The sequence below is a fragment of the Pectobacterium peruviense genome (assembly GCF_003312355.2).
GTDB lineage: Bacteria > Pseudomonadota > Gammaproteobacteria > Enterobacterales > Enterobacteriaceae > Pectobacterium > Pectobacterium peruviense.
Genome location: NZ_CP161826.1, coordinates 2933815 through 2946815, shown reverse-complemented (window position 1 = coordinate 2946815; position 13001 = coordinate 2933815). Strand labels below are relative to the sequence as shown.

General features: G+C 53.8%; 11 protein-coding genes. 10 read left to right on the top strand and 1 reads right to left on the bottom strand.

Annotated elements, in window-relative coordinates:
* The first annotated feature begins 172 nt into the window (after window positions 1-172).
* The 9 genes from DUT67_RS13355 (at window position 173) to DUT67_RS13315 (ending at window position 9802) form a co-directional block, all read left to right on the top strand.
* Entirely contained in the window at window positions 173-2278 is a 2106-nt protein-coding gene (locus tag DUT67_RS13355) for a TonB-dependent receptor (protein WP_113625914.1), read from the top strand.
* Window positions 2268-3287: an ABC transporter substrate-binding protein gene (locus DUT67_RS13350; RefSeq protein ID WP_113625694.1), complete on the top strand. Its 1020-nt coding sequence runs from the start codon at window positions 2268-2270 to the stop codon at window positions 3285-3287. Before DUT67_RS13355 ends, DUT67_RS13350 begins: the two co-directional genes overlap by 11 nt.
* Window positions 3284-4273, top strand: a complete 990-nt coding sequence (locus tag DUT67_RS13345; protein ID WP_113625695.1) for an iron ABC transporter permease — start codon at window positions 3284-3286, stop codon at window positions 4271-4273. Before DUT67_RS13350 ends, DUT67_RS13345 begins: the two co-directional genes overlap by 4 nt.
* Complete coding sequence (locus DUT67_RS13340; protein ID WP_113625696.1) at window positions 4266-5297, top strand: iron chelate uptake ABC transporter family permease subunit; 1032 nt, start codon at window positions 4266-4268, stop codon at window positions 5295-5297. The genes DUT67_RS13345 and DUT67_RS13340 overlap by 8 nt, the downstream gene beginning before the upstream one ends.
* Window positions 5298-5309: 12 nt before the next feature.
* Window positions 5310-6158 (top strand): ABC transporter ATP-binding protein, encoded by an 849-nt coding sequence (locus DUT67_RS13335; RefSeq protein WP_113625697.1) that lies wholly within the window; start codon window positions 5310-5312, stop codon window positions 6156-6158.
* Window positions 6148-6960 carry an IucA/IucC family C-terminal-domain containing protein gene (locus DUT67_RS13330; RefSeq protein WP_113625698.1) on the top strand — a complete coding sequence of 271 codons (813 nt, stop codon included), beginning with the start codon at window positions 6148-6150 and terminating at the stop codon, window positions 6958-6960. Before DUT67_RS13335 ends, DUT67_RS13330 begins: the two co-directional genes overlap by 11 nt.
* A gap of 302 nt (window positions 6961-7262) precedes the next feature.
* On the top strand, window positions 7263-8714 hold the full coding sequence (rhlE, locus tag DUT67_RS13325; RefSeq protein ID WP_113625699.1) for an ATP-dependent RNA helicase RhlE: 1452 nt from the start codon (window positions 7263-7265) through the stop codon (window positions 8712-8714).
* A gap of 177 nt (window positions 8715-8891) precedes the next feature.
* A complete protein-coding gene (locus tag DUT67_RS13320; protein ID WP_113625700.1) occupies window positions 8892-9335 on the top strand; it encodes an antitoxin Xre/MbcA/ParS toxin-binding domain-containing protein in 444 nt (147 codons plus the stop codon).
* Complete coding sequence (locus tag DUT67_RS13315; protein ID WP_113625701.1) at window positions 9332-9802, top strand: RES family NAD+ phosphorylase; 471 nt, start codon at window positions 9332-9334, stop codon at window positions 9800-9802. Before DUT67_RS13320 ends, DUT67_RS13315 begins: the two co-directional genes overlap by 4 nt.
* 208 nt (window positions 9803-10010) lie before the next feature.
* On the opposite strand, the gene pepT is transcribed toward DUT67_RS13315, so the two are convergent.
* Window positions 10011-11240, bottom strand: a complete 1230-nt coding sequence (gene pepT, locus DUT67_RS13310) for a peptidase T (protein ID WP_113625702.1) — start codon at window positions 11238-11240, stop codon at window positions 10011-10013.
* Window positions 11241-11380: 140 nt separating this feature from the next.
* Between pepT and DUT67_RS13305 the strand changes: the two genes are divergently transcribed.
* Window positions 11381-12976 carry an ABC transporter substrate-binding protein gene (locus DUT67_RS13305; protein ID WP_113625703.1) on the top strand — a complete coding sequence of 532 codons (1596 nt, stop codon included), beginning with the start codon at window positions 11381-11383 and terminating at the stop codon, window positions 12974-12976.
* Window positions 12977-13001: the final 25 nt, after the last annotated feature.

The window sequence follows — 13001 nt, the reverse complement described above, 5'->3', positions numbered from 1 at the left end:
GGGGGTAAACCCTGCGTTCAATGCCAGAGCCGATAGTGATCCGCCAAAGTGCTTCGCGTAAGACGAAGCATTTTGGCATTTTTTTGTCTGTGCTGCGGTGAGTGGTCTGCCACAGGCGATGATTTTTATTCACGGTTGGATATATAACCAAAGGGGAAGGACAGTGAACCAGATGCGCACTTTACTTGCATTGATGCCATGCGTGCTGATTGCTCCGGCGTATGCACAGGATGATACGGCCAAAAAGGGTGATTCAAGCGGTGATGAGATGGTGATTACCGCCTCACGCTCGAATATCCAGCAGCAGAAAGCGCCGCAGGTGGTCACGGTGATTACCAAAGAGCAAATCGAGCAGCAGATGCAGGTCACCTCCGACTCATCGCAAATTTTGAGCAATCTGCTTCCTTCGTTCTCCCCAAGCCGTCAGAAAATGAGCGGCAGCGGCGAAACCTTCCGCGGTCGCGCAGCGCTGGTGATGATCGACGGCATTCCCCAATCCAACCCACTGCGCCCCACTGGACGTGAGATGCATACGGTCGACTACTCGATGGTCGAGCGTATTGAAGTGATTCACGGTGCCAACGCCACCAACGGGATGGGGGCGATCGGTGGGGTAATTAATATTATCACGCGTCGCCCAGAAAACGGTTCGTTTAACCAGCACGTTAACGTACAGACCACAATCCCAACGGAAAAGATTCGCGGTGAAACCGCCAGCTATAAAACCACCTATCGGGTCGACGGACGTGAAGACTATCTCGACTACCTGTTCGCGATTGGCTATGAGAATCAAGGGCTGTATATGGATGGTAACAACCGGCCTGTTGGTGTAGATAATACGCAGGGCGATACCATGGATTCGCGAGCTTATGACCTATTAGCAAAAGTTGGCTACTGGCTGGACGACTACCAGCGCATTCAGTTGAGCGTAAACCGCTACCACATCAAAGGCGAAAATAACTACCTCAGCGTGGATGGTATTCGTACGCAGGGTATTCCAACTACCTCTGTGCGTGGCACGCCGCCGGGTGAGGCACCGAATAACAGTATTTGGACAACAGGCTTAACGTATGAGCATCACGATCTGGCCGGAATGAAGCTGTCCGCGTTGGTGTTTAACCAGCGCTATGAGGCATTATTTGGTGCGACACAGTCATCTTCTTTCCAGGATCCAACACTTGCACCCGTTGGCTCGTTTTACGATCAGTCACAGTCAGTGGCTAATAAGTACGGCACCAAGTTGGCGCTGACCAAAGATGACCTGCTGGATGATACGCTGAAAGTTACGGTGGGTTTCGATACGCTATACGATAAAGGGAAACAGGATCTTTATCTGACCAAGCGCACCTACGTGCCAAAAATGGAGTACACCAACTATTCACCGTTTATTCAGGGTGAATATCAACTGCTGGACGATTTAGTTCTGCATGCTGGAGTACGTCATGAAAGCGCCAAACTTAAAGTAGATAGTTTTCAGGCTCTGGCTGCGAATAATGGTGTATTTGTTGAGGGTGGGTCACTAACGTTCAATGAGACATTGTATAACGTTGGTGCGGTTTATTCGGTTACCAACTCGCTAGATGTGTTTGCCAGTTATTCAGAAGGTTTTGGGATGCCGGAAGTGGGGAGAGTACTACGAGATGTGAGAACCTCTAACGTCAGGCTAAGTAATTTTAATAACCTGAAGCCGATTGTTACAGATAACGTAGAAACAGGATTCCGCTTTAAAAAGGATCGATTTGATTTTGAAGCCAGCTACTACCAGTCCAACAGTAAATTGGGCGATCGTGTAGAGCAGCAGGGCGATACTTTTGTCTCTAAGCGTGAGAAAACGCGTATTCAAGGTATCGAAGTGACCGCAGGCTACCAGATTAACGACCAGCATAAAATTAATGCCTCTTACGCCCACAGCGAGGGGAAGTATGACAGCAACGGCGACGGTAAGCTGGATAAGAAACTCAACGGCCTGAATATCGCGCCGGATCGTCTCATCACCAGTTGGTCGGCGAACTGGAACGATCAATGGAGTTCATTCGTGCAGGCAAATTATGCTTTCGGCCGCAGCTTTGACGATGCGGGATTGGCGTTTGACGGCTACCTGCTGATGGATGCGGCGGTAGGGTACAAACTGCCATATGGTCGCCTTAATGTCGCGGTGGCTAACCTGCTGGATAAACAGTACATCACCTACTATTCGCAGGCTGGACTCAATAACAACACGCGCTATTTCTCCGGGCGTGGACGCACGATGACCCTGGGTTATTCGATTGATTTCTAAGGTTACCTTGTTTAGCCATGTCCAAAAATCAGCAACACGGCCGCGTTTTTCGCTGGCCGTGTTGTTGTCTTTTCTGCTGGTGACGCTAGCGCAGGCGGCTGAATCGCCGCGTCAGGTTCGGCATGCGTTGGGTGTGACCACCGTGACGGGGACGCCGCTGCGTATAGTGACGCTATTTCAGGGTGCGACGGACTCCGCTGTCGCGCTGGGAATCAAGCCGATTGGCGTGGTGGAGTCGTGGACGGAGAAGCCGATTTACCGCTATTTGCGCCCCGCGCTGCAGGGCGTAACGCTGGTCGGGCTGGAAACGCAGCCCAGTCTGGAAACTATCGCGCTACTCAAACCCGATCTCATCGTAGCCTCTACTTTTCGACATGAGAAAATCTACGGTCTGCTGTCGCAGATCGCGCCAACCATCGCACTGGACAGGGTGTCTGAATTCAAGGACACGGTACAGATGATGGGCGTAGCGCTGAACAGGGAAGATAAGGCACACGAGATTTTATCCCACTGGGATCGACGCGTGAATTCGCTGCGTGACAGGCTAAAGGCGCGATTCGGCGATCGCTGGCCGCTCAGTGTTTCCATTCTCGAATTCCGTGAAGATCACATGCGTACTTATCTGCCCGCCAGCTTTGCCGGGTCGGTGCTGTCGGAAATCGGCTTTGTCTGGTCGCGGCCGGAAAGCTACACGTCAGGTGTAATGCAAAAGCTTACGAGCAAAGAGAGTATTCCCGTGGTGGATGCCGATCTATTCTTTGTGCTGCTGCGTTCAGACAAACCTGCGGTGGCGCAGAATTATCGAGATTGGCAGGCTCACCCGCTTTGGCAGCGGCTACGTGCACCTCGGCAACAGCAGGTGTATCCAGTCGATAACGTGGCCTGGAGCCTGTCTGGCGGTATTTTGGGCGCGAATAATATGTTGGACGATATCGAACGACAGTTCGCTGGTAAAACGGAACCCGCTAGCAAAAAAAGCGATATTGCAGAGGAGAGTCAGACGCGATGAGACAGTGCATCGTGATGGCAGCGGGTATCACACTGCTGCTGTTGAGTATCGTCGCTAGCCTGATGCTGGGACAAACCACGATTTCATTTGGTGCCGTGTTCAGGGCGCTATTCTATTACGATCCGCAGCAGATCGATCACATTCTGGTGCTGACGACACGCCTGTCGCGGACGGTGATTGCCCTTGTTGTCGGTGCCAGCCTTGCCGTTGCTGGGGCGCTAATGCAGGCATTGACGCGTAACCCACTAGCCTCGCCGGGGATATTTGGCATTAATGCCGGAGCCATGTTTGCCGTCGTGCTGCTGTCTTCGCTGTTGACCTTTTCCTCGCAGGTTGCGTTGGCATGGACGGCCTATCTGGGCGCGGCTGTTGCTGGCGTCATGGTGTATGTGTTGGGAACGTTGGGCAATGCGCGTTCCAGCCACTTACGCATCGTGCTGGCCGGTGCAGCTATCAGCGCGCTGTTTATTTCGTTTACGCAGGCGCTGCTGGTGATCAATCAGGATGGGTTGGATAGCATGCTGTTCTGGCTGGCCGGTTCGGTATCCGGGCGCAACCTGTCGATGCTATTGCCGCTGCTGCCATACTTTGTTATCGCGCTATGCCTCACGTTACTGCTGTCGCGTCATCTGAATATTCTGGTGGCGGGCGACGAGATCGCCAAAGGACTGGGGCAGCGAACCGCACTGGTGCGCGCGTTGTCTGGGCTGTGCGTGATCGGGTTAGCGGGTGGCGCAGTGGCGATAGCCGGAAATATCGGTTTTATCGGGCTGATTGTGCCGCATATTGTGCGGCGCGTGCTGTCAGCCGATCACCGCTGGCTGTTGCCCGGCTGTGCAATTTTCGGTGGCACGTTGCTGCTGCTGGCCGATGTTGCCGCCCGTTTGCTGATTGTGCCGCAGGAAGTGCCGGTCGGGGCAATGACGGCTTTGCTGGGAGCGCCATTCTTCATTTATCTGGCGAGAAGGGGAATACGGCATGGGTAAGGTCTTTACCGTGCGGATGGGAAGCCTTTCGCGCCAGATTGATTTGCGCACGTCAATGGTGGCGCTCTCGCTCCTGCTGGCGCTATTAGCTGTCGTGTTCCTCTCGCTGTCACTGGGACAGGTTGTGCTGTCGCCCACGCAGGTGCTGTCGGCGCTGTTGGGAAAGGCAGACAGCGGCATACACTTTATCGTCAACGATCTGCGTTTGCCGCGTGCACTGCTGGCACTATTAGTCGGCGGCGCGCTGGCGATATCTGGTTTGATTCTGCAAAGCATCGTGCGCAATCCGCTGGCCTCGCCGGATATTCTGGGGATTACCAGCGGCGCATCGGCGGCGGCGGTATTCTTTCTCTCGTTTCTGGCGACAACGATAAGCCAGCGTTGGCTCCCACTGGCGGCAATGAGCGGGGCGTGGATTACGGCGATCGCTATTTATCTACTGGCCTGGAAACAAGGTGCATCTCCGCTACGCTTGGTGCTGGTCGGCGTTGGACTGTCCGCCATCATGGGAGCGGCGGTTACGATGATGTTGGTGTTTAGCCCGATCGGCACGACATTGACGGCCTATGTGTGGCTGACGGGCAGCATCTACGGCGCACAGTGGCAGCATGTGTCAGCGCTGGCGGGCTGGTTGCTGCTCGGTGCACCGTTTCTGGTGGGGCTGGCGCGACATGTCAACGTGCATGAACTGGATGACGTGCTGGCCTGCGGTGTTGGCCAGTCTGTCGGGCGTATCCGGCTTGCACTGTTGACGCTGAGTGTCGCGCTGGCAGGAGCGGCAATTGCCTACGCTGGTGCGATGGCGTTTGTCGGCCTGCTAGCACCGCATATTGCGAAAAAGCTGGCGAGCCGTTCATTTCCCGGACTGGCGCTGGTGTCGGCGTTGACGGGCGGTTTACTGGTGGTGGTGGCCGATTTACTGGGTCGTACGGCGTTCCTGCCGCTGGATTTACCTGCTGGCATTTTTATCTCTGTGCTCGGAACGCCCTTTTTTATCTATTTATTGCTTCGGCAACGCTATTGAGATCGCAAGGTTATGCTGTCAAAGAATGTGCCTCCAACAAGTAGCGATTCCCGTGATGCGATTGTCAGTCAGTCGCTGACGCTAAGTTACGATAAGCAGATCGTCATTGACGCACTGGATATCTCGCTGCCAGCCCAGAAAATTTCGGTGCTGGTGGGCAGTAACGGCTGCGGTAAGAGCACGTTATTAAAATCATTCGCCCGTCTGCTGAAACCAACAAGTGGGACGATTATTGTTAACGGGGCGGATATCCATCGGCAATCTACCGTCGAGGTGGCGAAATCCCTGGCGATTTTGCCGCAAACGCCGACCGCGCCGGAAGGTCTGACAGTCTATCAACTGGTGAAGATGGGGCGTTATCCGCACCAGTCGTGGCTGAAGCAGTGGTCGACAACGGATGAGGAAAAAGTCCTTGAGGCGCTGCGCAGCACTGGCGTACTTGCATTAAAGGATCGCGCGGTTGATTCTCTGTCCGGCGGCCAGCGTCAGCGGGTATGGATCGCGATGACGTTGGCGCAGGATACCGACATCGTCCTGCTGGATGAACCGACCACCTACCTCGATCTGGCGCATCAGATGGAGGTGTTGGATTTGCTACGAGAGTTGAATCTCCAGCAGCAGAAAACCATTGTCATGGTGTTGCACGATTTGAATCTGGCATGTCGCTACGCGCATCACATGGTGGCGGTGCATGACCGGACGGTGTTTGCGCAGGGTAATCCGCGCGACATTCTTACCGAGGCCACGGTAAAAACGGTGTTCAACCTGAATTGCCGCATCATTGACGACCCATTCTTTGGCACGCCGCTGTGCATTCCGTTTGGGCGTGAAGCCGCGGAAACGGTGGATAATGTCGGCTAATCGTCTGACGCCAGCGCAGTGGGCAATGCTCTCCGGCACATTGCAATTGTCGGATGCCTCGCAGCGGATAGGCCATGACAGCTGTCCGAGTCGGAGAGTGTTGGAGCCAGACTGTTGTCGTTGGCTGCTGGAAACCCTGACGCCACCGTTGCTTTCGCCGTCGATCAAGATTACCGCTTCTCTTCTGGTGAAGCGGATAGGGTTCTTAACCACGGCCGCCAGCCTGTACACCATGTCGGTGTATAACAAAGGGCTGAACATGGCGCTGGATAACAGCGTGCTGGAATTTGGACACAGCCGTCTGTGGACATCAACGATGCCGCTTTACGATCTGACAGTGTCTCAACCAGAAACAGGGCGGCGGGAAGCGTGGCGCGATAGCCTGTTCGACACGCTGTTTGCTCAACATCTGTCGCCGATCTTGCATTCGTTGTCAGCGGTGTCGGGTGTGCCGCTGCGTATTCTGTGGGAGAACGTCGCCGTACGGGTATTTTCGTTATACGAGCAGCGCATTGAGTGGGACGATCCGGCGGCAGTGTGTTCGCAGGGAATGACGCTGGCACAGCAGGTACAGCAAGATTTCGACGCTTTACTGGCTGCGCCCGGGGAACGCTTTGGCTGTGATGATAATCCGCTAAGACCGTTCTTTCGTGCGAAAACGCGAGTTCCTGTTGCGGGGAGTGCGGTGAACTTTCGTGAGGTGCGCTTTCGTCGCACCTGCTGTTTTTATTACAAGGCATCGCAGCCGCAGGAATACTGCCAAAATTGCCCATTACTGCGCCCCGTCAGAAAAACAGGCTGACACAGATAAAAATCTTTCAGCTGTTATGCCCTAAATAATTCGAGTTGCAGGCAGCGGCCCTTTAGGGCGAGTATTTAAGAGAAGCCAACGCACATGCAGCTTGAAGTATGACGGGGATAGAATCTCTGCTACAATCATCTACAGTCATGCACCGTAGTTGTGCTCGTTCACCGTGGTTGTTGCGTATGTTGTTGTTACGTGAGTTGTTACGTTAATAGTGGCCCGCCAAACCCGTCTTACTGACCCTCTGAAAACTACACCGGCTGCTGTCCGGTCAGAGCGGATCTGGAGTTGTTCTTTTTATGTCATTTGATTCTCTCGGCCTGAGTGCCGATATTCTGCGCGCGATTGACGAGCAGGGTTATCGCGATCCTACTCCTGTTCAACGCCAGGCGATTCCTGTCGTGCTGGAAGGGCGCGATTTAATGGCCAGCGCCCAAACGGGTACGGGTAAAACCGCAGGTTTTACGTTGCCACTATTGCAACTGTTGACCAGCCGTGAAGCGCAGCATAAAGGGAAAGGTCGCCGTCCGGTACGCGCGCTGATCCTGACGCCAACCCGTGAACTGGCCGCGCAGATTGATGAAAATGTGAAGGCGTATAGCAAGTATCTGAGCCTGCGTTCACTGGTCGTCTTCGGTGGGGTGAGCATTAACCCACAGATGATGAAACTGCGTGGCGGCGTGGACATTTTGGTGGCGACGCCAGGGCGTCTGCTCGATCTGGAGCACCAGCGCGCTGTTGACCTGTCTCAGATCGAAATTCTGGTGCTGGATGAAGCAGACCGGATGCTGGATATGGGCTTCATTCACGATATTCGCCGTGTACTGGCGAAGCTACCTGCTAAACGCCAAAACCTGCTGTTCTCCGCCACTTTCTCGGATGAGATCAAAGCGCTGGCGAACAAACTGCTGACCAATCCGGCTTCGGTCGAAGTCGTGCGTCGTAATTCGCCGTCTGAACTGGTCACGCAGAATGTGCATTTTGTTGATAAGCGCCGCAAGCGTGAACTGCTGTCGCAGCTGATTGGTGAAAATAACTGGCAGCAGGTACTGGTCTTTACCCGTACCAAGCACGGGGCTAACCACTTGGCTGAGCTGTTGGAAAAAGACGGTATCACCGCTGCGGCTATCCACGGTAATAAAAGTCAGGGTGCGCGTACTCGCGCGCTGGCCAACTTCAAGGACGGCGGCATCCGTGTGCTGGTCGCGACAGATATCGCCGCGCGGGGTCTGGATATCGACCAGTTGCCGCACGTGGTGAACTATGAGCTGCCGAACGTGCCAGAAGATTACGTTCACCGTATCGGCCGTACCGGTCGTGCGGAAGCAACGGGTGAAGCGCTATCGCTGGTGTGTGTGGATGAACACAAACTGTTGCGTGACATCGAACGTCTGCTGAAGCGTGAGATTCCGCGTATCGCTATTGAAGGTTACGAGCCGGATCCGTCCATCAAGGCCGAGCCGATTGTGAATGGTCGTCAGGGCAGCCGTGGCGGCGGTGGTGGCGGTGCGCGTAACTCGGCACCTCGTGCGCAGTCTGGCGCGCCACGCGGTCAGTCCGAACGCAGCGATCGTAGTCAAGGTCAGGGCGAACGTCGTTCAGCCGATGGCAATCGCCAGCCGCGTAAAGCAGGCGGTAATAGCGATAGCCCGTGGGGTACTGGCGGAAAAGGGAATGGCGGTAAGAGCAGTGGCGAAGGTCAGCGCCGCGCACCGCGTCCACAAAACCGCAGCAAGCCAGCGGACAAGTAAAATCGAAAGGGAGCCAGTGGCTCCCTTTTTTATCGCGCTATTTTTGCCATAGCAGGTGTGCAGTTGGACTGCGTGGGCGACAGAGCATCACCGCGCTAGGCCACTGCCAGACGATGTCTACTATTTGCGCGATAATTACCATTTGGGTATAATAAAAGCTCCAAATGGAGGTTTGTTATGAAAACATTTAGCTTATCCACGACTCAGAGCAGGCCGCCCCGTTTATGGCAGGTGGCGGGATTAAACCATTCTGATGGTGTGGCGCTTTTGGGACAGATTAGCGAAGGCCTTGAGGGCAAGGTTGCTAATCTTATCGCTGACTGGGCGAAGATAACGCAAAACGACCTGCGTAAAATGTCCGGCATTCCGTCAACGACGTTTAGCCGCAGCGTCAAAGCGCGATTTAGCGCCGATCAAAGTGAACGGTTGGTGCGTATCATCCGTGTTATTGATCGCGCCGTAGAACTGTTTGAAGGTGATAAGGACGAGGCTCAAAAATGGTTGAATGAGCCAAACAGGGCGCTTGGCGGAAAAGTACCAGCAGAACTGATGGTATCCGAAACCGGGGCTTACGAAGTCATGAAATTACTCACGCGCCTGGAACATGGTGTGTACTCTTGATTCTCTATCGGCTTACAAAGACAAAGTATCTTTCTACAGCCTGGACGGGATTCGGAGCAAAAGAAGCTGGAGGCCGCTGGAACAGTGTTGGCACCTCGATGGTTTATGTCTCAGAAACCGCATCGCTTACCATGCTGGAGACGCTGGTACACCTGCATGCCGCGCAGATCCTGGATTATTACACGCTAATGCGTATCGATGTGCCTGAAGATCAGATTCAGAGTGCCGATATGGACGAATTGCCAGACAACTGGGCTGCTGAAGAAGCGCCACCGGATCTGGCGGTATACGGTGATGCGTGGATCTTTACCAAAAGTTCGATAGCGTTGCGAGTCCCCAGCGCCCTCTCGCCCGTAGAGTATAACTACCTGTTAAACCCTGAACACCCGGATTTCTACGGGATCATTCAGCGGGCAGAGACTATACCGTTCCAGTTTGATAGTCGGCTAAAGCCCGATCGTAAATAATGCATCCCGGGTATCAATCTATTTAGTAGTGATTAAACGCTTTTAGATGATTACCGTTTAGCTCCGCCAGTCACCTGAATTACCTATTCAAAACGGAATACGCCCTGACGCCATCGGCGCTGCGGTTGGTGAAAACCTAGGTGAAGTAAACGTGGATTTTATCTTTTAGCGGCGGACGCTCGTCCGCCTCATTCTTTTCTGAAAGTAATTATTTCGCTGCCAGCAGGCATAAATTCAATGCCACTTCATACGATTTCACAAACGACGGCACAGGGAGAAACTCAAAGCGTGAGTGGAAATTGTGCGCGCCGGTGAAGAAGTTCGGCGTTAGCAACCCTTTAGCGGATAGCGCTGCACCGTCCGTGCCGCCACGCATTGGCGTCACCTTAGGTTCAATACCCAGCGTGTCCAGTGCAGCAAACAGCAGGTCTATTGCCCGACGATCGTCGGTAATCGCGTTGCTGATATTGCTGTAGATATCGGTGAGCGTATAGGTCACGGTGCCAGTAGGATACTGCGCGGCAATCTTCTCTGCGATCACTGCAATCTGCTGTTTACGCTGTTCAAACGTGGCTAAATCGAAATCGCGAATAGAGGTTTTGAGCTTTGCTTCACTGGCATTCGCCGTCAGATCGTTAAACCAGACATAGCCCTCGCGTCCTTCCGTGTGTTCCGGTGTCTGTTGGCGATCGAACTGGCTGATAAAGTCATGTGCCATAAGCAGGGGATTAACCAGCACGCCTTTCGCCGACATCGGGTGCGCGGGCACGCCGGTAAAACGAATTTCCGCCGAGGCCGCATTGAAATTCTCATACACCACTTCACCCAGCTCGCAGCAGTCGATGGTGTAGGCGAAATCAACATCGAAGCGTTTGAGATCGAGCGCTTTAGCACCGCGCAGCCCAATTTCCTCATCCGGCACGAAGGCCACTACGATATCGCCGCGTAGCGTTGCATCGGTCAGATTCTCCATGAGCGTCATCACCACGGTGACGGCGGCTTTGTTGTCCGCACCCAGTACGCTGGTGCCGTCGCTGAAGATAATGTCCTGCCCGACATACGGTAGAACTTCTGGGTGTTCCGCTGTGCGCAGCCAGATGTCCTGTTCGGCATTCAGGCACAGGTCTTCACCAGTAAAGCGCAGCGTTTGCGGGTGAATATGCGGCGACAGGCCGACGTCAACCGTATCGATATGAGTAATAAAGCCAATGCGCGGCGCGGATGGACAGTTGCCCGGCTTTACGGCGGTTACCGTGGCGTGCTCATCAATCACCACATCTTGTAGGCCTATCGTACGCAACTCGTCCGCCAGCAGACGCGCCATCTCATGTTGTTCCGGCGTGCTGGGCAATGTTGTGGAACTGGCATCGCTTTGGCTGGTGACGGCGAGATAACGGTAAAACCGATTGCTGAGTTGATGAGCCAGACTGTCTGTCATAACGAATCCTTTTTATTCAGTAAGAGCCATGATTGTTATCCTAACGTAGAAATTATTTCATTTGAGGGTTTTATTTGTCATTTTATCGTCATGATTTTTATAGCGGTGTGGTGAAACACAAATAACAAGCGAGGTCTGGGATGAGAAAGGCAGGAATACGATTCACATTGGCTGCGTTGACGCTGGCGGTTGCCTCAGCGGCATCGGCGAATACACTGGTGTATTGCTCTGAAGGATCGCCGGAAAACTTTAACCCACAGCTTTATACCTCCGGTACCAGCGTGGATGCCAGTGCGGTGCCGATTTATAATCGTCTGGTGGATTTCAAGGTCGGCACCACGGAGCTAGTATCGAGTCTGGCGGAACGCTGGGACATCAGTGCCGATGGGCGCGTGTATACCTTTCATTTGCGCAAAGGGGTGAAGTTCCAGAGCAACAAATATTTCAAACCCTCACGTGATTTTACCGCCGATGACGTAATTTTCTCTTTCATGCGGCAAAAAGACCCGCAACACCCTTACCACAGTGTCTCGAAAGGCACTTATGCCAATTTTGAGAGCTTGTCGTTTGGCTCACTGATCCAGAATATCGAGAAGGTGGATGACCACACGGTGCGTTTTACGCTCTCCCATGCGGAAGCGCCGTTTTTGGCTGATTTAGCCTGGTATTTCGCTTCTATCCTCTCTGCGGAATATGCCGATGCGATGCTCAAAGCCGGCACGCCGGAACGCGTGGATATGGACCCGATTGGCACCGGACCTTTTGAGTTAGCGCAGTACCAGAAAGATTCGCGCATTCTGTTTAAAGCGTTTCCAGATTATTGGGAAGGCAAGGCCAAGTTGGATCGGTTGATCTTCAGCATCACGCCAGATGCTTCCGTGCGTTATGCCAAACTGGAGAAGAATGAGTGTCAGGTGATGCCGTTCCCTAATCCTGCCGACCTGCCGCGTATGAAAGAGAATAAAGATATCGTACTGATGCAAAAGGCCGGGTTGAATACCGGCTTCCTGTCGTTCAACACCCAAAAAGCACCGACGGATAATGTGAAAGTGCGTCAGGCGCTGACGATGGCGATTAACAAATCGGCGATTATTGAAGCCGTTTTCCAGGGCACTGGCACTGCGGCGAAAAACCTTCTGCCGCCAGGCGTCTGGAGTGCCGACAGCGAGCTGAAGGATTATGACTACGACCCCGAGAAGGCGAAGGCGTTGCTGAAAGAAGCCGGTTTGGCGGAGGGAACGGCTATCGAACTCTGGGCGATGCCGGTTCAACGCCCGTATAACCCGAACGCTCGTCGTATGTCGGAAATGATTCAGGCCGACTGGGCGAAAGTCGGTGTGCAAGCCAAGATTGTCACCTTCGAGTGGGGCGAATACCTGAAGAGGGTGAAGGGGGGTGAACATCAGGCGGCGTTAATGGGCTGGACAACGGCGACAGGCGACCCTGATAACTTCTTCGGGCCGTTGTTTACCTGTACGGCGGCCAACGGTGGCTCCAACTCAGCAAAATGGTGTTACGCCCCGTTTGATAAAATTATTACCGACGCGCGTGCCTCACAGGATCATGAACAGCGAATTGCCCTATACAAACAGGCGCAGCAGATGATGCACGATCAGGCTCCGGCCGTCATGATTGCGCATTCCACCCTCTTTGAACCGGTGCGCAAAGAAGTGACCGGGTATGAAGTTGACCCGTTCGGTAAGCATATTTTCTATCAGGTCGATGTGAAGAAGTAAGAAGCAGAAAGTCCGGCACGCTGTG

Coding starts and splice junctions, on each gene's coding strand:
- DUT67_RS13335 (WP_113625697.1), top strand. CDS start 5,310: ATGCTGTCAAAGAATGTGCCTCCAACAAGTAGCGATTCCCGTGATGCG.
- DUT67_RS13345 (WP_113625695.1), top strand. CDS start 3,284: ATGAGACAGTGCATCGTGATGGCAGCGGGTATCACACTGCTGCTGTTG.
- DUT67_RS13340 (WP_113625696.1), top strand. CDS start 4,266: ATGGGTAAGGTCTTTACCGTGCGGATGGGAAGCCTTTCGCGCCAGATT.
- rhlE (WP_113625699.1), top strand. CDS start 7,263: ATGTCATTTGATTCTCTCGGCCTGAGTGCCGATATTCTGCGCGCGATT.
- DUT67_RS13330 (WP_113625698.1), top strand. CDS start 6,148: ATGTCGGCTAATCGTCTGACGCCAGCGCAGTGGGCAATGCTCTCCGGC.
- DUT67_RS13320 (WP_113625700.1), top strand. CDS start 8,892: ATGAAAACATTTAGCTTATCCACGACTCAGAGCAGGCCGCCCCGTTTA.
- pepT (WP_113625702.1), bottom strand. CDS start 11,240: ATGACAGACAGTCTGGCTCATCAACTCAGCAATCGGTTTTACCGTTAT.
- DUT67_RS13305 (WP_113625703.1), top strand. CDS start 11,381: ATGAGAAAGGCAGGAATACGATTCACATTGGCTGCGTTGACGCTGGCG.
- DUT67_RS13355 (WP_113625914.1), top strand. CDS start 173: ATGCGCACTTTACTTGCATTGATGCCATGCGTGCTGATTGCTCCGGCG.